Annotated in this window: 16 protein-coding genes; 9 read left to right on the forward strand and 7 right to left on the reverse strand. The window is 66.2% G+C overall.

The genetic code is table 11. From position 1 onward, the window contains the following. The first annotated feature begins 24 nt into the window (after positions 1 to 24). The 6 genes from IPK69_08345 (at position 25) to IPK69_08370 (ending at position 5,206) form a co-directional block, all read left to right on the forward strand. Positions 25 to 573, forward strand: a complete 549-nt coding sequence (locus tag IPK69_08345) for a hypothetical protein (protein QQS08016.1) — start codon at positions 25 to 27, stop codon at positions 571 to 573. A 247-nt stretch (positions 574 to 820) separates the two neighbouring features. Next, positions 821 to 1,279 carry a prepilin-type N-terminal cleavage/methylation domain-containing protein gene (locus IPK69_08350; GenBank protein ID QQS08017.1) on the forward strand — a complete coding sequence of 153 codons (459 nt, stop codon included), beginning with the start codon at positions 821 to 823 and terminating at the stop codon, positions 1,277 to 1,279. Positions 1,280 to 1,306: 27 nt separating this feature from the next. Beyond that, positions 1,307 to 1,996 (forward strand): prepilin-type N-terminal cleavage/methylation domain-containing protein, encoded by a 690-nt coding sequence (locus IPK69_08355; GenBank protein QQS10450.1) that lies wholly within the window; start codon positions 1,307 to 1,309, stop codon positions 1,994 to 1,996. A gap of 138 nt (positions 1,997 to 2,134) precedes the next feature. Continuing rightward, positions 2,135 to 3,385: a hypothetical protein gene (locus tag IPK69_08360; GenBank protein ID QQS08018.1), complete on the forward strand. Its 1,251-nt coding sequence runs from the start codon at positions 2,135 to 2,137 to the stop codon at positions 3,383 to 3,385. Positions 3,386 to 3,389: 4 nt separating this feature from the next. After that, entirely contained in the window at positions 3,390 to 3,908 is a 519-nt protein-coding gene (locus IPK69_08365) for a hypothetical protein (GenBank protein ID QQS08019.1), read from the forward strand. Next, the gene (locus IPK69_08370) at positions 3,905 to 5,206 is read left to right on the forward strand and encodes a hypothetical protein (GenBank protein QQS08020.1); all 1,302 of its coding nucleotides are present in this window, start codon (positions 3,905 to 3,907) and stop codon (positions 5,204 to 5,206) included. Before IPK69_08365 ends, IPK69_08370 begins: the two co-directional genes overlap by 4 nt. Positions 5,207 to 5,299: 93 nt before the next feature. Here the strand turns inward: IPK69_08370 and IPK69_08375 are convergent, their stop codons facing one another. Then, a complete protein-coding gene (locus IPK69_08375) occupies positions 5,300 to 6,970 on the reverse strand; it encodes an oligosaccharide flippase family protein (GenBank protein QQS08021.1) in 1,671 nt (556 codons plus the stop codon). A gap of 115 nt (positions 6,971 to 7,085) precedes the next feature. Here IPK69_08375 and IPK69_08380 point away from each other — a divergent pair, with 115 nt between their 5' ends. Continuing rightward, the gene (locus IPK69_08380) at positions 7,086 to 9,884 is read left to right on the forward strand and encodes an oligosaccharide flippase family protein (GenBank protein QQS08022.1); all 2,799 of its coding nucleotides are present in this window, start codon (positions 7,086 to 7,088) and stop codon (positions 9,882 to 9,884) included. On the opposite strand, the gene IPK69_08385 is transcribed toward IPK69_08380, so the two are convergent. The 3 genes from IPK69_08385 to IPK69_08395 are packed head-to-tail and all read right to left on the reverse strand — an operon-like array spanning position 9,807 to position 13,322. Further along, a complete protein-coding gene (locus tag IPK69_08385; protein ID QQS08023.1) occupies positions 9,807 to 10,751 on the reverse strand; it encodes an FkbM family methyltransferase in 945 nt (314 codons plus the stop codon). The two genes, IPK69_08380 and IPK69_08385, sit on opposite strands and share 78 nt — an antisense overlap. Before the next feature lie 48 nt (positions 10,752 to 10,799). Next, entirely contained in the window at positions 10,800 to 11,858 is a 1,059-nt protein-coding gene (gene gmd, locus IPK69_08390; GenBank protein QQS08024.1) for a GDP-mannose 4,6-dehydratase, read from the reverse strand. 45 nt (positions 11,859 to 11,903) lie between these two features. Continuing rightward, the gene (locus tag IPK69_08395) at positions 11,904 to 13,322 is read right to left on the reverse strand and encodes a hypothetical protein (protein ID QQS08025.1); all 1,419 of its coding nucleotides are present in this window, start codon (positions 13,320 to 13,322) and stop codon (positions 11,904 to 11,906) included. 173 nt (positions 13,323 to 13,495) lie between these two features. Here IPK69_08395 and IPK69_08400 point away from each other — a divergent pair, with 173 nt between their 5' ends. Both IPK69_08400 and IPK69_08405 read left to right on the forward strand, forming a co-directional pair. Beyond that, positions 13,496 to 14,482 carry a UbiA prenyltransferase family protein gene (locus tag IPK69_08400; protein QQS08026.1) on the forward strand — a complete coding sequence of 329 codons (987 nt, stop codon included), beginning with the start codon at positions 13,496 to 13,498 and terminating at the stop codon, positions 14,480 to 14,482. A gap of 151 nt (positions 14,483 to 14,633) precedes the next feature. Then, entirely contained in the window at positions 14,634 to 17,648 is a 3,015-nt protein-coding gene (locus tag IPK69_08405; protein ID QQS08027.1) for a zinc-dependent metalloprotease, read from the forward strand. Positions 17,649 to 17,760: 112 nt separating this feature from the next. On the opposite strand, the gene IPK69_08410 is transcribed toward IPK69_08405, so the two are convergent. Genes IPK69_08410 through IPK69_08420 form a run of 3 tightly spaced genes read right to left on the reverse strand, consistent with a single transcriptional unit; the run spans position 17,761 to position 22,609 of the window. Further along, positions 17,761 to 19,551 (reverse strand): tetratricopeptide repeat protein, encoded by a 1,791-nt coding sequence (locus IPK69_08410; GenBank protein QQS08028.1) that lies wholly within the window; start codon positions 19,549 to 19,551, stop codon positions 17,761 to 17,763. Continuing rightward, positions 19,548 to 21,320: a tetratricopeptide repeat protein gene (locus tag IPK69_08415; GenBank protein QQS08029.1), complete on the reverse strand. Its 1,773-nt coding sequence runs from the start codon at positions 21,318 to 21,320 to the stop codon at positions 19,548 to 19,550. Before IPK69_08415 ends, IPK69_08410 begins: the two co-directional genes overlap by 4 nt. Further along, positions 21,317 to 22,609, reverse strand: coding sequence for a 1-deoxy-D-xylulose-5-phosphate reductoisomerase (locus IPK69_08420; GenBank protein QQS08030.1), 1,293 nt, complete (start codon positions 22,607 to 22,609; stop codon positions 21,317 to 21,319). Before IPK69_08420 ends, IPK69_08415 begins: the two co-directional genes overlap by 4 nt. Positions 22,610 to 22,615: the final 6 nt, after the last annotated feature.

The following is a 22,615-nucleotide window of genomic DNA, read 5'->3' on the forward strand; positions in this document are numbered from 1 at the left end:
TGCGGTGTATCGCACATTCGGGGCGTGACCCTCACCAAACAACAGCGTGCGCTCGCGATCGTTCTGGGGCTTGGAGCACTGGCGGTCGGCATCGACCGGTTCGTGCTCGATTCCGGCGTGACCGCGCCGAGCGGGGCCTCGGCCGCCGCTCCGGTCGCCGCCGCACCGCCGACCCCGACGGTCACACCCGTCAAGGCGACTCAATCCTCGGGAGTGAGTGTCGCCGATCGTCTCGTGAAGCATGAGGCGAGCATGGACCTCGTCGCCGCCGTTCCCGACGCGTTCGCCACGTCCGGGAACACCAAGGCCGCCAACACCTCCACACCTTCACGCCCGGCGGATCTGCCCCAACTGACCATCACGTCGGTGCTCTCCGGCAAGGCCGCCGTGATCAACGGCGTGCTCGTTTCCGTGGGACAGGGGCGGCAAGTCCCGCTCCCGGGGGGCACAAAGGTGGCGGTGAAGGTCGTTGAGATCGCGCCGGGCGAGAACTCGACGAACCTGGTGAAGGTCGAGGTCACAGGCCGCGTCGCCACGCTCGTCTTTGACCCCGCGGGCACGCAACCGCGATAACCCCCGCATTTCGGATCGTGCGGTCCGAGGCCTTGCCCGTCCAATAAGCGGGCGGTGGTCTCGGCGTTCTTGCGCATTCCGCCCAACCAGTATTTTCCCGTGGTTGGGGGATCATTGTGTAGTGAAGTGCGGTGGGCCATGTCCCGATGTTGTGTACGCACGGGCGATCGGATCCGCCCGGCATGAACTCTCGTGGGACACGGTTGGAATACCTATGCTGGAAGGGACTAGAGCCATGGTGCGTGGAATGCGTCGTCTGAACGGATTCAGCATGATCGAACTGGTGATCGTGGTCGTGATCATCGGCATCATCGCCGCGATCGCGGTCCCGCGCATGAGCCGGGGCGCCGCCGGCGCCGCCGAGGGCTCGCTCACCGCGAATCTCAACGTCCTGCGTAGCGCGCTCGACCTGTACGCGACCGAGCACGGCGGGGCCTACCCGACCGCCGCGAACGTCGTGGGCGCCCTGACGACCTACACCGACGATACCGGCGCGGTCTCGGCGACCAAGACCGGCGCGTACATCTATGGCCCGTACGTCCGGGCGATCCCGGTGCTCCCGGTCGGCGCCAAGAAGGGTGCGAACGGAATCGCCGCCGCCGACGCCGCGGGCATCGGCTGGATCTACGTGGACACCACCGGCAAGATCAGCGCGAACACGACCACCGAGACCGACGCGAAGGGCACCCTCTTCAGCGCGTACTAGTCCGAGTTTCGAATCCCGAACATGTCCATGGAACATCAACGGCCATGGTGTCATCAGGCGTGCGGCCCGCATCTCGCGGGCCGTCGCCGTTTCCGTGCAGCGTTCACACTCATCGAACTCGTCATGGTCGTGGTGATCGTGGGCGTGGTGGCGGCGATCGCGATCCCGCGATTTGCCAACGCCTCGTCCCGATATCGCGTGGACCTTGCCGCCGCCCGCGTCGCGAGCGACATCGAACTCACGCGCGACACCGCGCGGTCCGTCAGCGCCTCGATGACGGTCCGTTTCGTCGAGGGCTCGGCCCGCTACGGCTCGGTCGCGAGCAATCCCGGCGCCCTCAACATCGGGCCCACCACGCCCAAGCCGGGCTTCGTGAGCAACATCAGCGGCGAGCCGTACTTCGCCTATGTTGCCGCCGCCAAGTTCGGCACGGGTCCGCAACTCGATATCACGCCCTATGGCGCCTTCGACTCTGATGGTCTGGTGATCGTGACCAACGGCACGTGGGGCGGGGCGATCTCGGTCGATTCCAAGACGGGCACGATCACACGAACGATCTTCATCTGGCCGGCGGTTCTTGCCAATCCAGAAGGGGACACACCTTCCGATGTGGCCGCGCTCCTTCCCGAGTCCAAGCCGCGCAATCGCACTCTCGACACGGCTCCGGACACGGACCTCGACGCCGTCGCCGGGAACAACGTCCGTGTATCAAAATAATCGCGCCTTCTCGGACTCTTGCGTCCCGCTCCAGCGACGCACTCGCGCGGGTCTCTCTCTCCTGACGCGCCACTTCTCGTCCGGGGCGGGCGTTGCCCCATCGGATATCCGATCTTCTGTGTACGGGGGAACTCCAGCATGATCCGCAGACACCGATATCGACCCGCGTTCACGCTCGCCGAGACGCTCGCCGCCCTGGGCATCTCCTCGGTGCTCCTCGTCGCCTCGGGTTCGGTGGTCGTGATCTCGTCGCGATCGATCCCCAAGCCCAACGACGCGGCCACGCTCGCGCTCACGAATCAGCGCGCCTTCGATCGTCTCTCCGACGATCTCCGCTTCGCGACCTCGATCGACGCCGTCACCGTTACGGGCCTGTCGCTGCGGATCCCCGACCGCGACGCGGACGGTTCCGACGAGAGCGTCGCCTATTCCTGGTCGGGGACCAGGGGCGAGACGCTCCTCCGCAGCGAGAACGCCGGCGACACCGTCGCCGTCGGCCCGGGCCTGAAGGATCTCGCCTTCTCGCTTCGCACCACCAGCACGACGAGCACCCAGCCGCACGGCTACGCGACGAGCGCCAACCTCTACCTCGCCGGTCACGACACGATGTACACCGGGACGATGCCTATCCGGTCCAACGCCGGATACTCCGTCACGTTCCGCGTCACGCCGCCGGACTCCTCGGGCGTCGCGTTCAACCTCTCACGCCTCGAACTCCCGATCACCAAGTCGCTCCTGGCGATCACGGGACAGAAACTGACGGTGGAACTCCGCGTTGCCAACGCCGATGGCACGCCGACGGATCAGATCATCGCCTCCGACTCGCGCTCCGCCTCGCTCTTGTCGGACATCCTCTCGCTCACCTGGCCCACCTTCTTCGCCTCGGGCGTCAGTGGTCTCGATCCGAACCAGACCTACGCGATCGTGATGTACTCCGACTCCGCGTCGGACAGTTTCTCGATCTCCTACGCCGACGACGTCCAGGTCGTCGGCAGCCGGTGCGCCTCGTCCACCGGCAGCGGGTGGACCGTGCTCTCCTCGAGGCTGCCCTTCTTCCGGGTCTATGGCACGGTCACCGGCGACGGGTCGCAGACCTCCACCCAGCCCCTCGCCCAGTCCATCACGCTGAACGCCACGCCGAACTCCAGCACGGGGACGGCCTACTCCCGGACCTTCGTCATCCCCTCCACGCCCGCCTATGGCGCGCCCGCCGTCGCCCTGGCGAGCGGCACGACCACCACGCCCCCCGTTCTCTCGGGACCGGGCACCGTCGTCGCCGGAGCGTTTGGATCGGGAACTTCGGGGACTGGAACGAGCGGGACGCTCTCTTCACTGGTCAGCGGAACGACTTCACTTCTCAACGGCAACGGCAACAAGAAGGCAAATTAACCACATGCGATCGTGCTCGAGACATCGCCACGCCTTCAGCCTCGTCGAGGCCGTGATCTCCACGCTCATCGTCGCGGGCCTGCTCGTCGCCTCGCTCAGCGTCGTTTCGCAAGGCGCGCGCGTGCGGCTCACGAACCAGATGCGCCTCGACGGTCTCCGATACACCGAGATCCTCCTCGCCAAGGTCCAATCGCTCCCCTACGACGACCCGAACGACACGCCGATCCTGGGGATCGAGGTCGGCGACGTCACGGCGACGCCCGCCACCTACGACGACGTCGACGATTTCAACGGTTATCAGGAAACGCCGCCGACCGATGCCGCGTGGCAGGCGATGCCCGTCGCCTCGCGATGGAAGATGAGCGTCAGTGTGACCTACGTCGATCCCGACGCGAACTATGCCGTCGCCGCCACCGACACGGGCGTGAAGAAGATCACGGTCGTCGCCTCGTCCGGCGACAAGCCCTACGCCACGCTCTGGACCATCCGCACCCGTGCCTGGGACACGGCAAACACGCCATGAGTGCTCGTCCACCCGTCCCATCCCGTCTTCCTGTCCGATCGGGTGCCGATCGCCGGCCCGCACGACGCCGTTCCGCACGCGCGCGTTCGGCCCGTGCCCGCTTCGGCGGGGTCTATCTCATCGTCCTCTCGGTCTCGACGATCGTCACGGTCCTCGCGATCGGCGGGGCGATCGCCTGGCAGCGCGACATGGGCTCGGTCGCCCTCGCCCAGACCAGCGCCCAGAGCCGCATCGCCACCCAGGCCTCCGCCGAGATCGTCGCCCACACGCTCCTCACCACAACCATCGATCGATCGGCCCTGGCGACCAACCCCGAACTCGTCCGCGCCCGGCTCTCGACGAACACCGTCGTCGTCGGCGAGGTCTATGCCGCCGATGGCACGCCGATCACCACCGACGCGACGCTCCCCATGCTCGTCCGCGCCGAATCGGGCACCGGAATGTCACGCCAGGGCCTCTCGTTCCTCCTCTCGCCGGTCGTCGGCCCGCGGGCGTGCCTCAACGTCCCCATCGCGACAAGGGGCACATTCACAATCTCCGGCTCGATCACCGCCGAGCACCTCGTTGTCTCCTTCCAGGGCGGCAAGGCCTGGCCGGGCTACGACGCAAGCGGGAAGACCAGCGTGATCGCCACCACGACCGCCATGGTCCCCTGGACGCCCACGATCGCCAACGCCGCCGACATGCCCGACGCGACAACCCTGAGCACGTGGCAGTCCCGCGCGTCCGTCTGCGCCATGCCCGGCGGGAAGAAGATCGAGAATGCTGTCCTCTCGCCGCGAGCGAATCCCTATGGTGCCACCAACGCCGAGGGCATCTACTGGTTCAGCGGAAGCGGGACCGTGACGCTCCAGAACCTCCGCGTCGTCGGGACGCTCATCTTCAGCGGCGTGGGGGTCCTGCAGATCGGCGACAGCGTGTGCATCGAGCCGGCCGTCCCGGGGTATCCGGCGCTCCTCACCGACTCCTCGATCCAGTTCACGGGGACGGGCATCTCGCTCGACGAGACCGCTTTGGCTTTCAACTTCAACCCGCCGGGAACGCCCTATATGGGCGAAGAGGACTCGGACACGACCGACATGATCCCCGCGGTGATCAACGGGCTGGTCTATTCCAAGAACAGCATCAGTTGCAACGGCAACCACACGATCGTGGGCGTGGTCGTCGCCGAGGGGAACGTGAGCATCAGCGGGCAGTTGCTGATGCAGTACGACCGACCGACGAATGTCCCAAGCGGGTTCTCGACGGTGACGGGGCAGCGGATCGTCCCCGGCTCGATCGAGCGGCTGACGAACTAAAGCGCGCTCCGGTGTACCCCCACGCTCCGCGTAGGGCTCCTTCTCTTCCTTGTCTCGTCTCCTGAGACCGTGCATCCACGCTGATGGCGCAACTCACACCCCAGGAATCTGGGCGTCCTCGCTGGAGCCTAAGGGCGCCACGCGGGCCGGCAACTCCACGGCATCGCCGCGCTTCCCGGCGAGTTTGGCGATCTTCTCCCCCAGGCGCTTGGGCACAAGCGACTTGACGCGGGCGAAGAGGTCAAGGACATCACCGCGTGCGAACCACCACGCCCAGGCGCTGTAGAGGATTCCCACGACGATCGGGGCCTGAACCAGCCCGATGATGTCGCCGCGCGTGGTGTTGGGGAGCGCCCGGAGGATCCACGCCGCCACGCCGCACGACAGAAGCGATCCGACCGTGGGCCGGGCGTAGATGCGGAGGACATCGAACCAGGAACGCCGAACTTTGTAGAGGGCGATGTACATCGCGATCGGGGAATAGACGAGCATGCCCAGGGCGATCCCGATGGTGCACCCCTCGGCCGGGCCGACGCCAAGCCCAAGGAGCGTCACGCCGTGGGTCTCGGCCCAGCGTCCGCCGATCACGCCCAGGATGCACAGCCCGATGAACAATGGCGTGTAGACGATCATGGTGAGGAGCGAGGCGTTCTGGCGGTGCTGGGCGAGCAGGAACGCGTCGCACGGAAAGGCCGTCAGTCGTCCGAACATCGCCACGCTGAAGACGATGAACATCAGGATCGACGTGTGCCACTTCTCTTCGAGGAGCAGACGGAAAGCGGGGGCGCCCATGACGGCCTGCAGGCCGCACAAGGGAAGTCCGACGAGGAGCAGGCTGCGCACGGCGCGCTCAAACCCCTTGGCCTGTCGCTCGGGCTCGTGCACCAGCGTGCTGAGCGCGGGCATGAGCACCGCGCCCAGGTTCACCATGAGCATGCGTGTACCCTGGTCGGAGAGGGAGAAGGCGAAGTAGAGCAGGCCCGTGAGGTCTCCCGCGTGCTCCATCGTGCCCAGCACGATGCGCGGGCCCTCGATGGTGAGGAATCCAAGGACCGAGGTGACGAGCATCACGCCGCCGACCCCGGCGATGCTGCGCCACTTGCCGACCTCGAAGTGGGCCTGGATCTTGGGCTTGGTTGCCAGCCACGCGAGCAGGAAGCGAATGAACGCGCCGATGGGCTGGGCCGCGATGATGGACATCGCTCCCCAGTCCAGCCACCACGCCAGAAGGATGCTGAGCGCCATCCGCGAGATCGACATGATCGCCCCGAGCCTTGAGAGCAGGCGGAAGCGCAGGTCGGCGCTGAGTCTCGCCTCGGGGACCGTCGCGATGCTCGCGATCGGGAACGAGAGCGAGGCGACCAGGAGCAGATCGATCAACTCGTGCTTCTGGTAGAGCCGCGCGACCCAGGGCGAGACCATCACCGTCGCCACGCACGCGACAACGCCCAGGGCCGCCGACATCCAGAAGGCCGGGGTCACCCATCGGTCCCACTCCGGGCGGCGCTGCACGAGCACGTTCTTCAGGCCGAACTGCTGCAACTGGGTCGCGAAGGTCGTGACGGTGTAGACGAGCGCGACCAGATCAAAGTCCTTGGGGACCAGCAGATAGGCCAGGACGAGTTGTCCGACGGCGGAGACGCCGCGTTCCAGGATCCCCTGCGTGAACGTCCACGCGAACCCCGCCGCCGTGCGCCGCCCGATCTCGGGCGCTGGGCTTCTCGCGGTGTTCCCCGACGTGTTGTGCTCGGCCTTTGCGGTCATTCGTGCCTACGAACCGACTCTCTGTCGCGGACAACGTGAATCGGGGTGAACGCTACGGCACGGTTTCGCCGATGGTTCGAGCCGCGACACTCCATCCGCCAACGATCCTCCATCCATGCCGGAACCGTCCGACACACATCCGCCAGATCGTCCCAGGCCCGAACAAAGGCCGCAAGACGCCGCGCCCGAATCCCTTTCCCGAACCGTCGGCGGCGGGATGCTCTGGGTCGCCGGGACCCAGTTCATCGGCAAGATCCTCGCGGTGATCGCCCAAATCGTGGTGGGGTGGCTGCTCCTTCCCGAGGACCTCGCCCTCTTCGCCACCGCCTTCGCCGTCGCCAACCTCTTTTCCGTCGTGCGTGACGGCGGCGCCTCGGGCCTCCTGATCCAGCGCGGCGAGTCACACTACCACGAACTCGTCGCCCCGGTCTTCTGGATGGCGGCCACACTCGCGAGCGCGTCGGCCCTCATCATCGTCGCCCTCGCCTGGCCCCTCGCCCATTTCTTCTACCACGAGCCCAAACTCGTCGGCTTGCTGCTCGTGCTCGCGTGCATGTTTCCCGCGCACGTCCCCGCCGCCACGCTCCTCGTCCGCCTCAAGATGTCCTTCCGTTTCCGCCTCTACGGGCAGATCACCCTCGCGTGCTCGGCGATCCGCCAACTCCTGATCATCGGCATCGCGTACGCCTTCACCCGCTCCGAGGCGACCAGACCCTGGGCGTCCATGGCCCTCGCCATCCCCGCCGTGGTGACGCTCGCCATCGAGTCGTTCATCTACATGGCCGTCGTTCGCGAGCGCCCGTGGACGCGCCCGCCGGAGACACGACGCTGGCCGGAACTCTGGCGCGACGGGAAGTGGATCGTCGCGAGCAACCTCGCCGCCGCCGGCATGGACAATGGTCCGTTCCTCCTCCTCGGCGCGATCATGTTCAAGGAAGAGACTGGGTACTTCGCCTTCGCGTTCATGGTGGTCGCCCAACTCGCCGTGCTCCTGGGATACGCCCTCGAGCAGGTCCTGTTCCCGGCGTTTGCGAGGATCAAGGCCGAGCCGCATCGCCAGCGAGGGGCGGCATTGCGCGCGCTGCGGGCGATGATGCTCGTCGGCTCGTTCGCGTGCGTCGGGCTGGCCGTCAGCTTCGAGCCGCTCGAACGACTGGTCTGGCATGGCAAGTGGGAGCCGGCCGTTCTCGCCGTCGCGATCCTGGCGCTCGCGTACCCCTGGCGGATCACGATGGCGCTGACCAACGGGCTGCTGCAAGGCCGGGGCGAGTTCAAACCTCAGGCGATTGCCTCACTCATCGAGGCCGCCGGGCTGATCGTCGCGACGGGGCTCGGCGCGTGGATCCACGCCTCGGCCACAGGCGCCGCGATCTGGACCGCGGGATACCTCGTTCTCAGCCGTACGGTCATCATGCTCTGGGCCACGCGACGCCTCCGCACGACTATCGGCGAACTCCTGTCCGCCAGCCTCCCCGCGTGGATTCTGGCTCTATCTGCGGGCGCACTCGCGTGGGGGGTCTCGTCGCGGATCGATCTCGGAAGTATCGCCGCCATCCCCGCCGGACTGGCGAAGCATGTGGAAATCGTGGAGAACCTCACCCGACTCCTCGTCGCCTCGCTCGTGTTCGTGGTGTGCTTCGCGATTCTCGTCCGGCTCATTCTGCGCGCGCATCTCGAGGAAACCTTCGACATTCTGCCACAGAGCCTTGCCACGCGCGCACGATCGTTGCTGCTCCTCCGAGGGTGGCCAAAGCCCTCATTCGATCGCGTCCCCGCCGCACTGGAGACGCTTGTCATCGTCCTTCTGGCGATCTGGGCGATCGGGCGAGCCCTCAGCGATCGCTGGCTGTGGTCGCAATGGCTCAGTTGGATTCCCTCGATCGCCGTCGTCGTCCCCGCGTTCGTGCTGCTGGCCGTGGCCCAGATCGTGCGAATCCTCACACGATGGAAGGCCCGGGGCACGCGTCGCCGGTCCTCGCGGGCCGCCATCATCGCGCGGCTCTCCTTCCTCGTCGCGGTGGTCTGGTTTGCGCGCCACGATGTCGGTTGGAGCACGCTGCCCGCGACGCGACAGGCCGGCTCGTTCCGCGTTGTGCACTGGAACTCGTCACGCCCCGCGACCAAGGGGTGGGAGGAACGCCTCGCGACGCTCGACGCCGATATCTACATCGTCCAGCCCGGCTGGGGGTGGAACTTCAGCACATTCAGGGCCGCATTGGACCCCGCCGCCTCGCTCCTCCAGACGCACAACCATGTCGTCGTCTCACGATTTCCCATCAACGCGTGGACCTCGTTCTCCCTCGAACTCAAGCCTGGCGAGGGCATCGATCCGCGCCTTCCCGATCTCAAGCAGATCCGCCTCGACACGGGCATGCTGATTGCCGCCCTTGTGAGGCTGCCCACGGGAGAGCAACGCTTGCTGTGGGTGATCGATCTCCCCTCGGATCTCTCGCTCTCGCGCGAGCGCGTGCTCGCCCAGACCGTCGCGATGATCGCCAGGTTCCGCGCCGGCGAACTGAAAGTCCGCGTGAGCGACCCCAGCGGAAGGCCCGTCACCGATGAACTGCTCGCGGCCTTGAAGGGTGAACCCGACCTGCTCATCGGAGACTTCAACACGCCACGCGGCTCGCGGTCGCTCCGGCATATGACCGAAGGGCTTCGCGACACGTTTACCGACAACGGTCGTGGCTGGAGCGCGACCTTCCCGAGACGCCGCCCGCTCTGGGCGATCGATCAGGCGTACGTCGGCCCCGGGTTGCGTGCCCTTGATTCTCGCGTCGTCGACCTGGGCCTCGGCTCGCACCGCGCCATCGTCGTCACGCTCCAGCCGGTCATCTCAGCGCCGCTTCGCGATGCCGACGGGAGCAAGCCCGGCGAGTTCACGCCGCCTGCCGACCAGAAGCCCGTCGAATGAGTACGACTCACTCACGCTCGAGTCTGCAAGGATCTCGTACGACGCGCGATCGAGGAACTTGCGACATCGCCCATGAACCCTGGTCGAATGCGTGGAGATGAAGATGTAATCAATGGTCCGTGCTCGGAGTGCCCGTGCCGCCCCGCGAAGCATCTCTCCCTCGTGCCCCTGGATATCCGAGTGCAGAAGGTTCACGCGTGAGAGTTTCTCGCTCGCCATCAGAGAATCCACACTCACCGTCGGTGGGTCCCCGTCACGGGGTTCACTTCCCACGAACCCCCTCACCATCTTCACATCGGAGAATCCTGCGGCCGAAAAGTTCCGTCGTCCCGACTCGAGGTGCTCGTGCTCCGGCTCGACGAGGATGTTCATCGCGTTCGGGCCGACGACGCTCCGGAACCAGAGGCTGTAGAAACCCCAGTAGGCCCCCAGTTCGATCATGACGGCGTCGGCGGGCATGTGCCGAAGGACCTCCTGGAAGACTCGTTCTTCTTCGGGCTCGTGCACGCCACGGTTGACCCGGAGCATCTCCGTGACCGGTCCGCCGTAATACGAATCGACGAGGACGCGCAGCCCGTTGTGCATGACCACGAAACCGTCGTGCGTCTCGCCGGCGTTGGCAACGCGTGGAATGTGCTCGTTGTCGGGGCATTCCAGGACCAGTCGCGTGCGCTCCGCCCACGACTTGGGCATGCCCGGCTCGCTGAAAGGAAAGTCCACGCGTTCGCCATTGGCTCGGACGAACCCGTGCTCGAGAAGCGAACGGACGGTGCGTTTCACCTTGCGAGCGCGTGACCACGCCGCCGCCGCCACGCCCAGGGCGCCAGCCGAGACAACGAGTGACACGATCGCGAGTGGGTCGCCCATGAGTGATGTCACGTTCTTGGTCGAGAGGGGCCGACGGGTGCGGACATGCTATTGATCGTGCCCGACATGGCGTGGCATGCTGTGCCCGGCGTCGATGAGCGTCTTCTCGCGCTGCGCCATCTCCAGGTCGTGGTCCACCATCATCGCGGCGAGCTGCTCGACGCTGGTCGCGGGCGACCACCCGAGCTTCGCACGAGCCTTGGAGGCGTCGCCCAGGAGGAGATCGACCTCCGCGGGCCTGAGGTAGCGCGGGTCAAAGGCCACGTGGGCCTTGTAATCCAGGCCCGCGTGCCCGAAGGCGAGCTCACAGAACTGACGCACCGAGATCGTTTTCCCCGTGGAGATCACGTAGTCGTCGGGCTTGTCCTGCTGGAGCATCATCCACATCGCCTGGACGTAATCCCCCGCGAAGCCCCAGTCGCGCTTCGCGTCGAGATTGCCCAGGAAGAGTTTCTCCTGCAGTCCCAGCTTGATCCGTCCCACGGCCCTGGTGATCTTCCGCGTCACGAACGTCTCGCCACGCCGGGGCGACTCGTGGTTGAAGAGGATCCCGCAGCACGCGAACATGCCATAACTCTCGCGATAGTTGACCGTGCACCAGTGCGCCATCACCTTGGCGCAGGCGTAGGGCGAGCGGGGGTAGAAGGGCGTGGTCTCCTTCTGGGGCGTCTCGACCACCTTGCCATACTGCTCCGAGGACGACGCCTGGTAGTACCGGACCTTCTGCCCGCTCTCCTGCTGGAAGTCGCGCACCGCGTCGAGCAGGCGCAGGGCGCCCATCGCCACGGTGTCGGCGGTGTAGATGGGCATGTCGAAACTCACGCGGACGTGGCTCTGCGCCCCGAGGTTGTAGACCTCGTGCGGGCGGATCCGCCGCATCATCTCCGCGAGCGAGTTGCTGTCGCACAGGTCGCCGTAGTGCAGTTTGAGGCGCGCACCCGACTGGTGCGGGTCCTGGTAGATGTGCTCGATGCGTCCGGTGTTGAAGGACGACGAGCGCCGGATGAGCCCGTGGACCTCGTACCCCTTGGCGAGCAGGAGTTCCGCGAGATAGGAGCCGTCCTGTCCGGTGACGCCCGAGATGAGTGCCCGCTTCGTGCTGGTCATGGAGTGCGATTCCTTGCGTGCGTGATGGTGCCCTCTCGGCCAATCCTACTCACCAGCCGCGTCGGGGCGGGATCGATCTGGTTTCGGCCCGGGATTCATGCGCGGGATCTGCGCCGGCGTCGCCCTGCCGAAGTATTCCTGTAACAGATGGTCGATCGGCTGACGCTCGACCGGCTCGCTCGAACGGATCATCAGGCCCGTGCCCACGATGTTAAACGCAAGAATCACCAGCAGCCCGAGCACGCCGGGAAGAACCGGCCGAATGCCCGGCATCGCCGATGGCTCATTCGCACCGCGAGATAGCGTCGAATGAGGCAGCACGCCCAGCACGAGCATCATCAACACGAGCGGCTCGACGTATCGCTGCCACAGGTGGAACGACACGCCGATCGCGAGCGTGAAGCCCAGGACGCTCGCCAGGATCGCGAGGCCTCGCGTCGATCCAAGACGCTGGACGAGTCCAGTAAGCACCAGCATCCCAAGAAGTCCGGCCGCGACCATCGCCACGCTCGTGTGTCCAAAGAGCGTTGGGCCTTTCGCGCAGAGATTCCAGATCCCCGAGATCCGACCCAGTGAGAGGCTCACGGTGGTCGCCGGGGCAAGACCAAGCAGGAGCGTGATCGCGAGCGCCGCGAGAACCACTCCTCTCCTTTGCCGCCACGCCTCGCGGACGTCGGGCCACAATGCAGGGAGCACGAACACGCCAAACATTCCGATCACCGCGAGCACCAGGATCGGAGCCGCGGGATTCATCCCGAGCACTGTCGAGCCGATCGGTGCGTACTGCGCCTGGAACAGCGGCGGCGTCACGCCCTTCCACAACCACACGAACCAGCCGAGCAACGCCATCGCCGGCACGCATGCGAGAGCAAGTTTCATGACCGCTCGGAGGCGATCGGAGATGCGGCCATCAACCGAGAGCCATGCCGCGGCCACGAGCGGAAACGCGACCCACACGTGCGCCTGTCGGCACGCGACGATGAGCATCACTGCCGCGCCGGCACACCACCTCCAGCGCCACGTGTCCCTCGCGTCGAGCGACAGCCACAACGCGAGCGCCACGCCCAGCCACCCCGCGTTGTCAGGGAGCATCCACACCGACGCCGAGTAGACATATCGCGACGACAGCACTACTGCCGCGCCGAGCACGCCCCAGAGCCACGATCTCGACACGCCACAGAACCACGTGCCGAGGACCCACGCCAGCGCGACGCCAAAGAGCATCCCGATGCTCTGGAGCCACTCGCGACTTGCCAACCCCCCGCGCGCGACCGCGGCCAGGATCACGTGATACCCCGGCGTCGTCGCCGAGAGGTAGTTCCCGAACACCAGATTGGGCCAGTCGTACGCGAAGATCCGGACGGCCGGCTCGTGGAAGTCGAGTTGGTCCAATCCGGCTCGGCCTCGAACGCCGCCGAACCAGATCATGGGCAGAGCCGTCGCCGCCACGATCAGGGCGACCACCCATCCCGCCAGGCACCTGGAACGAGTTGTCTGCTCGTGCTGGTCCAATCGTCCTCCCAACGTCCCACCCCCATCGGCGGTTTCTGCGTGCCGCCGCGAAACTCCGATTCACAAGGATTCCGTGGGCGATTCGCTGGCGTCGAGGGCGTCGCGTTCCGATAAACGAGGTGTCTATGGCCGACACGCCGCCGTCAACTCCAGACGTTCCCCAGCGAGGGCTGGTGCGGAGCCTGATCAAACTCGCCAGGCCGAAGCAGTGGTCCAAGAGCGCATTTGTCTTTATCGGACCTGTCTACAGCCTCGCGGACGGGAAGGGCGAGTGGCGATTCGTGCTGTGGGCGGCGTTGGTGACGGCCGGGGTGCTCGCGCTGGTCTCGAGCGCCTGCTACATCATCAATGACATGGTGGACGCTCCCAAGGACCGTCTCCACCCGCGGAAGAAGCGGCGTCCGATCGCGAGCGGAGCAGTCACACCCGGGCAAGCGAAGGTCTTTGCGGCGGTTCTGGTGGTCATCGCGCTCGCGGGGGTGTTTCTGCTGGATGCGGGGCCCAGCCGGTGGTGGGTGCTCGGGCTGGCAGTCGCGTATGTCGTGAACGTCAACGCGTACTCGTATTTTCTGAAGCGCAAGGCGATTGCCGATGTGCTCTCGCTCTCGCTGGGGTTTGTGATCCGCGTGCTGGCGGGGTGTGCCGCGGCGGGGGTGACGCCGAGCACGTGGCTGCTCAATAGCACGCTCTTTCTGGCGATGTTTCTGGCCTTTGGGAAGCGTCTGGGCGAACGCCGCACGGTGGAGGACGCCGGGGCGATCCGTGACGTGCAACAAACCTATACGGATGACCTGCTCCGGATGTCGGTGGTGGTGACGGGCGTGGCGACGCTGATCACGTATGCCGGGTACATCCAATCGCGTGATGCGAAGATCCACGAGGCCGTGGTCGCGGCGATCGGTGACGCTCCGTCGTTCATCCGGAACTTGAATCTGCTCTGGTTCACCATGCTCCCGGCGACCTACGGGTTGTTGCGATGCATCGTGCTCCTGGAGCGTGGCCGCTACGACGACCCGACCGAACTGGCGACCAAGGACATGCCGACGCAGGTGGGGGGGATCGCCTTCGCGGCGATCACACTCTTTGTCCTCTTCCACAAGCACATTTCGTGACAGAACCGTTGAACACGCCCCGGCAGGATCGTGTAAAGTATTTCACAACCCGAGGAAAGGACAGGGGATTGGAGTCCCGGCGTGGCCCGTTCGTCCCCCAAGGCCTGTCTCTGGTCTGTTCGATCGACCGACCTTGAAAGGAGTGCTGGTGATGACACGAGGGACGATGAATCGGGCGTTTGGGGTGACGATGCTGCTGGCCGTGTGCGGGCTGGCGTTCTCGGTGGCGGGCGGTTGGGACGACGAGCCGGCCGGCGCCGGGTTGGATCCCACGCGAGCCGCCCCGGGTGACGGCGCACCGGTACCGGCCTCCAAAGACGACTCGAGCGACGACTCGGACAAGAAGTTCAAGCCCTTTGCCGAGGTGAGCAAGGGCTTCGAAAAGGTGATCTCCACGACCGATGGCAAGAGTTTCTACACCCTGTGGAAGAAAGAGAAAGACGGCTCGCTGCTCGCGGAACTCCCGCGGGGCTTCGAGGGGCAGAAGCACTTCGTCGCGCTGACCGTCGCGTCGGGCGAGGAGTACGCCGGCCTCCAGCAGGGCGACATGCTCGTCTACTGGCGCAGGTTCGACGACCGCATGGTCCTGCTCGAGCCGAACCTCGAGACCAAGTCCACGGGTGATGCCGAATCCAAGAGTTCCGTGCAGCGGCTCTTCACGGATCGCGTCATTCTTGACATCCCGATCGTGACGATGGGCCCCGGCGGCGGCCCGGTGATCGATATGAAGGATCTTCTGGCGAGCCGCGCGCCGCAGTTCTTCGGCGGCTCGGCGAGCGGCGCCCAGCCCCGCCTCGCGAGGCTTAAGAGCGCCAAGGCCTTCCCCGAGAACATCGAGATCGGGTACGAGTTGCCGACGTCGGGCGGTCGCCTGAAGGAGTTCCATTACTCGATCAGCCTGATGCGGGGGACGGCCGGGTACAAGCCCCGCAACGCCGACACGCGCATCGGCTACTTCACGACGACCTACCGCGACCTGGGCAAGTTCACGGACAAGGAGAAGTGGGTCCGCTACATCAACCGCTGGTCGCTGGAGAAGCGTGACCCGAACCTCCGCGTCAGCCCGCCGAAGCAACCGATCGTGTTTTATCTCGAGGAGACGGTGCCCGTGCGTTATCGCCGCTGGGTGCGTGACGGTGTGCTCGAGTGGAACAAGGCCTTCGAGAAGGTCGGCATCCTCGACGCCATCCGCGTCGAGCAGCAGGACGCCGAGACCAACCAGCACATGGACAAGGATCCCGAGGACGTCCGCTACAACTTCGTCCGCTGGCTGTCGAACGACCAGGGGACGGCGATCGGGCCGAGCCGCGTGAACCCCAACACGGGCGAGATCCTCGACGCCGACATCATCCTGACCGACGGCTGGATCCGCCACTTCTGGGTCCAGTTCAACGAGTTCATGCCCGAACTCGCGATGGAGGGGTTCTCTCCCGAGACGATGGCGTGGCTGGACAAACACCCGCAGTGGGACCCCCGCGTTCGTCTGGCGGACCCCGCCGGGCGTGACTCCATCATCGCCCAGCGCGCGCGACGCGGCGTGCTGGCCTATGGGGGGCACCCGATCGCCACGACCGATTCTCCCGAGGGCGCGACCAACGTCTTCGATGGGCTGCTGGGGCGTCAGTCCCAGTACAACAGCCTGTGCATGGCGGCGAACGGCAAGGCGCTTGACATGTCCACCTTCCGCATGATGATGGAACTCTGGGGCGATGAACTCTCCACGATCGAGCCTGACGAGGACACCAAGTCCGACGAGAAGAAGGATGACAAGGGCGACAAGAAGGACAAACCCCCGATGCTCGACGGGATCCCCGAGTGGTTCATCGGGCCGATGCTCCGCGACCTTGTGATGCACGAGGTCGGGCACACGATGGGCCTGCGCCACAACTTCAAGGCCTCGGCGATCTACGACCTTGCCGAGATCAACAGCGACAAGGTGAAGGGCAAGAAAGCCTTCGCGGGCTCGGTCATGGACTACATGGGCGCGAACCTCTCGGTCAAGGACGGGAAACTCCTGGGCGACATCACCATGATCGACCTCGGGCCGTATGACTACTGGGCGATCGAGTATGGCTACACCGCGGGCGACACGAAGAAAGTTCTGGAGCGCGTCGCCGAGCCCGAACTGATCTATGGAACCGACGAGGACACCTCGGGCCCGGATCCGTACGCCCGGCGCTACGACTTCGCGAAGAACCCGCTGGACTACGCCAAGATGCAGACGGATCTCGCGAAGTATCACCGCTCGCGCCTCCTCGACTCGTTCGTGAAGGACGGCGAGAGCTGGGCCAAGGCGCGCAAGGGCTACGAACTCACGTTGAGCCTCCAGACCCGCTCGCTCTCGATGATGGCGAACTGGCTGGGTGGCGTTCACGTCAACCGAGACAACAAGGGCGACCCGAACGCCCGCCCGCCGCTCGAGGTCGTCTCGGTTGATCGCCAGCGCGACGCGCTGCGATGGGTCATCGACAACGCCTTCTTCGACGAGGCGTTCGGCCTGACCCCCGAGTTGCTCGTGAAGATGACGACGGACAAGTGGCTCGACTGGGGTGGGGCCGCCGAGGCGCGCCAGGAATCCACCTGGCCCGTGCACGATCGCGTCGGCGGGATCCAGAGCTCGGTGCTCACGATGATCATGAACCCCACAACGCTCCGGAGGATCTACGACAACGAACTCCGTCTGCCCAGCGACCAGGACGCCCTGACCCTCGCCGAGACGATGGACTCGACCTACAACGCCATCTGGACCGAGATCGAGCGGTCGCCCAGCGAGCGGTACACCGCACGCCGCCCGATGATTTCGAGCCTTCGCCGGAATCTCCAGCAGGAGCACGTCGAGCGGCTCATCGATCTCACCATGGATAACGGCGTCCGCAACGAGGCCTTCAAGCCCGTCTGCGACCTCGCCATGACCCAACTCCGCAAGATCAACTCCAAGATCGACAACCTCGTCGACAAGAACGGCAAGAACAGCAGCATCGACGCCTATTCCGAGGCCCACCTCTCCGAACTCCGCACGAGGATCACCAAGGCCCTCGATGCGCAGTACATCTATAACGCAGGAGGCATGGGCGACCTCGGCTCACTCTTCCACATGCTCGGGCAGCCCACGACCCGGCCCGAGCATGGCGCGGCCGAGCCTGACTACATGAACCAGTCGCGCTGACACGAACAGCAGGAGCCATTGAGTATCACCGACCCGCCTCCACACACGTGGGGGCGGGTCGTTTTGCATCGGTAGGTGTTGCGTGAGCGGCCGTGCCCGCCCTTCGCCGGAATTAGAGTGTGGCGCCCCTCGCCATGCGTCGCAACACGTCCTCGAATCTCAGGCAGAACCCATCACGATCGCACAGAGATGAGGCCGCGAGTCGATCGCGCAGTGTTGCTCGGAGTGTGCCCAACGCGATACGATCTCGCGCCAGACGCGAGGCGATGGTGATGAACTCGTCGTCGTTTGAGGCGACCATCTCATCGAGATCAAGGGCATGGAGGAGCGAGACGCCGACGCGTGAGGCGTGCCGATCGCCCGCGAGCGTGACGACGGGCACACCCATGTGGATCGCCTCACAGGTCGTGGTGGTGCCGTGATAGGGGAAGGTGTCGAGGGCGATGTCGACCTTGGCATACTGGGCGAGGTGGTCGCGAACGCCGAGCGTGGGGGAGATGATGTCGAGCCGTGACGGGTCGAATCCATAGCGCGTGAGGCGTTCGGAGACCTCATCGCGCAGGGCGGCATCGATGAGGCTCGACGACTTGAGCACGAGCCGCGAGTTCGGCACGGCGTTGAGCACACGAGCCCACAACCCCACGACCCGTGCGTTGACCTTCGCGATCGCGTTGAAGGAGCCGAAGCGGATCGGCTCGTCGGGCGAGGCGGCGCACGGCGGCGGGGCGACATCGGGCGCGTTCTCGATCGGGCTATAGCACAGAAACGGGCCCTCCATGCGCATCAACCGCTCGCTCGCTTGGGCGTCGAACTCCGGGCGATCGGGATCAGTGTGCGCATCGACGAGGCGCCAGTCGATCGCCGGGACGCCGGTCGTGCCGGGATAGCCGAGATACGTCGCCTGCACGGGGGCGACGCGTGAGGCGAGCGCAAGGAGGATGCCCGAGTTGGTGTGCCCGTTGAGTTCGATGGCCAGATCCAGACGATCGGCTCGAATGATCTGGGTGAGCGTTCTGTCGTCCATATTGACGCACGAACGCCAGGTGTTGGCATGCGATCGCAATCGAGCCGTGGTCGCGTCTTCCGGGCCTGTGGCGTAACAGAATATTTCGAACGCCGCACGGTCGTGCCCGACAAGGAACGGCTCGATGAAGAACGCCACGGAGTGCGTCCGGAGGTCGCTCGACACGAACCCGACACGGAGGGGTCGCGATGGGTCGCGTGCGGGTGCGGCGGGGAGCGGCTGCCCGGGTCGAATCTGGCGGCACAGCGCGCCGAACCGATCGTGCACGCCCCGAAGGTCAGACGGAGTGATCGACTCGTCGTACTGCGAGATGTGCGCCCACTGGCCGAGGAGTGTGGCGCTCTCGGGGTGGGCCTCGGCCGCATCGCGGATGACTCGAAGGCCCTCGTCGATCCGACCCATCTCGACCATCGTCGAGACGTGGGTCGAGGCCAGGCCCTCGTGCGTCGGGTTGTGGTCGAGCCCGGCCCGCGAGACTTTCGCCGACGCGACGAACTCGCTGGAGAGACTGAGCAGCATCGCCAGCACGTTGTGTATCTCGGCGTTGGTCGGGTGCTTCGCGATCGCCTTCTCGAGTACTTTTCGGGCGCGGTCGGGCTTGCCCGATTGCATGAGGAACTGCCCGAGATTCGCGGGGTACCTTGGGTCCCTGGGGTCGGCCTCCATGGCGCGCTCGGCGAAGTACGCCGCCCGGGGCATGTCGCCCTTCGCGTGCATCACGACCGCCATCATGTTGTTCGCGTTGGGATCGCTGGGCGACGCCTGAAGGGCGCGCTGGAGCGTGCGCTCGGCGTCATCGAGTTTCCCGGCAGTGAAGAGAGACTCGGCCTGGAGGACGAAGGCCGTCGCTCGACCTCCTGGAACTCGCGAGGCGCTCATGGCGTGGCTCCATGGCGTGCCGCGGCGGACTGCGTCCAGGCCTCGCGGAGCGCCCGATCGAAACGTGCCGCGAAACCCTCGGCATCGCACACGATGGAGGACGCGAGGCGATCGCGGAGTGTTCGTCGAAGGGAGGTACAGCGTGCTGAATCCCGCGCGAGGCCCGTCGCCTTACAGACGTACTCCTCGGTCGTGCTCGCGATCAGGTCGTGCTCGCCGATGGCGCTCAGGATCGACGTTCCGACGCGCGAGGCGTGCCGATCGCCCGTGAGCGTGACCACGGGCACGCCCATGGTGAGCGCCTCGCATGTCGTCGTCGTGCCGTGATAGGGAAAGGTGTCGAGGGCCACGTCGACGCGATCGTACATCGCGAGGTGCTCGTGGGCCGACGCCGTCTGGGCGTGGAGTTCCACGCGGTCCCTCGAGACCCCGCGATTCTCGAGTTCGTCCAGGAGTCGCAATCGCACGCTCTCGATGCCGAGCGATTCCGCTTTGACGAGGAGTCGCGAGTCGCGGTTCTCGCCAAGGACGCGCGCCCAGAGATCGAGCGTGATCGGCGAGACCTTGTTGAGCGCGTTGAACGAGCCAAAGGTGTTTGGGCGGTCTGCCGCGTCCCGATCTGTGCGTGCTGGTGGCAGGCCTTCCGGGATCTGGTAGCACAGAAAGCACCCACCCACACGCGTGAGGCGTTCGGTTGCGAATACGTCACTCCCGTCGGGGTCGGTGATCGCGTCGACCAGGCGGAAGTCCACGCTGGGCATCCCGGTCGTGTTCGGATAGCCGAGGTACGTGCCGCGGAGAGGGGCCGGGACGTGGGCGAGGACAGAGACTCGGGATTCGTGCGTGTGTCCCGCGAGATCGATCGCGATGTCCACGCGGGCCTTTCGGATCAGTTCCGCGGCCTGGGCGTCGTTGACGCGCGCGATATCGATCCACTCGTCGGCCAGGGCGCGCAGGCGCTCGGTCGTGGCGTCGGGGCGGGAGGTCGATGAGACCGCGATCAGTCGCAACATTGACACGTTGCGCGCGCGCAGCAACGGCTCGATGAATCGAGCCACGGAATGCCCGCGAAAATCGGGGGAGATGAGCGCCACCCGGAGCACGTCCGGCGGCACGGCGGTGATCGGAACGCCACGCGATCGGACGCCCCGCTCGATCTGGTCGCCAAGGGCGCGGTGGGCCGAGAGTATGTCCTCACGCGAAGCACTCGACGAGTAGTTGAGGAGCGACGCGCGCTGGGTGAGCAGATCCACTCGTGGGCCGCCGGCCGCGACCGCCTCGTCGATTGCCCGGATCGCGTCGGGCACGCGCCAGCCCCGGGCGTAGGCGGACGCCAGGTTTGAGGTGAATCCCGTGTTCGTTGGCGAGAGAGATTTGGCGTGCTCCAGGGCCGCGATCGCCCGGTCCACCTCGCCGAGTTGCAGGAGCGAGGCGCCAAGCCCGTTGTGCGCGCTCGCGAGAGTGAGATCCGCGTTCACGGCACGCCGAAACACATCGGCGGCGTCGGCGTGGCGATTGAGCATCGCCAGGCACGTCGCGTGGACATCGAGGGCCGAGGCATTCGGACGACCCGACGCGATCGTCGCGCGCTCCGCAAAGTGCAGCGCCTGCTCGGGGCGACCCTGGATGAGGATCGCCGCGGCGAGGATGTGATTGGCCTGGGCGTTCGAGGGTTCCCTCGCGATGACCCGGCGGAGGGTGGCCTCGGCCTGGTCAGCACGACCGGCATGGAGCGCGTCGATCGCACGCTGCACGTGCACGCCGCTCACGCCCGAACGCCTCGATTGAGGGACTTCCCGCGTGACTCGTGCGCCACGAGTTCGAGCGCGAGCGCGCGGGCCTCGCGGTCCACGCGGAGCACGTCATCGAGCGTGCGTGCTTCGTGCCGCCCGAGTTCATCGATCGTTCGCCGGACGATGGTCCCGATCCTCCCGAACGCGAGCATCGAGCCGGGCGCGAGGAATGCCTGGACCGCGACCTCGTTGGCGGCGTTGAGCACGCACCCGTTCGCGGACGTCGGGCCCTGACGCATGACCTCGAAGGCCAGATCGATCGCCGGGAATCGCGTGCGGTCCACCGGCTCAAAGACGAGGTGACGGGCCTCATGCCAGCGAAGTCGTGTTGTCGGAGCCTCGGCACGCCCGGGGAACGTGAGCGCCCACTGGATCGGTGTGCGCATGTCGGGCAAGCCGAGTTGCGCGAGCGTCGAGCCGTCGTCGAACTCGACGAGCGCGTGCACGATGGACTGCGGATGGACGACGGCGTCCAGGCGATCCGCGGGCATGCCAAAGAGCCAGTGGGCCTCGATGAGTTCGAGTGCCTTGTTCACAAGCGACGCGGAGTCGATCGTGACCTTCGCGCCCATCTGCCACGTCGGATGGGCAAGGGCCTGGGCCGGCGTCGCGGCGTCGATCTCGTTCTTCGTCCAGGTTCGGAACGGTCCACCCGACGCCGTCAGGATCATGCGGGTGACGCCGCGGGGCGACTCGATCGGGGGCGCGATTGGCGAACCTCTCGACCAGCACGCGCCGACGAGGCACTGCCACAATCCCGAGTGCTCGCTGTCGACGGGGAGCAGCCGCGCCCCCGAGGCCCGGGCCGCGGGCACGACGACGCACCCACCGGCGACGAGCGTCTCCTTGTTGGCGAGAGCAATGTCGCGTCCGAGTTCGGCCGCGGCGAGCGTCGCCCGAAGCCCTGCCACGCCGACGATCGCGCTCACGACGAGGTCGCACTCGACCTCGCGCACGAGCCGCTCGGCGGCGTCGTCACCATGGAACGCATGGAGGAGCGCCCCGGTGAACGCGGCGCGTGGACCCTGCTCTCCTAGGGCGAGATCGCGCACGTCGGCGTGCGTGATCGCGAGACGCGCCGAGGGGTGCGCCCGCGACTGCTCATCGAGGCGCGCGACATTGGCGCCGGCGGCCAGCCCGACGACGTCATAGCGGTGCTCGTGCTCGTCGCGCTCGTGGAGCGCGTTGAGGTGCGCGATCACGTCGAGCGTCTGTCGCCCGATGGAGCCCGTGGACCCCAGGATGATGACGCGTCGCGAGGGCATCGCTGA

The organism is Phycisphaerales bacterium (assembly GCA_016699835.1).
Lineage (GTDB): Bacteria > Planctomycetota > Phycisphaerae > Phycisphaerales > UBA1924.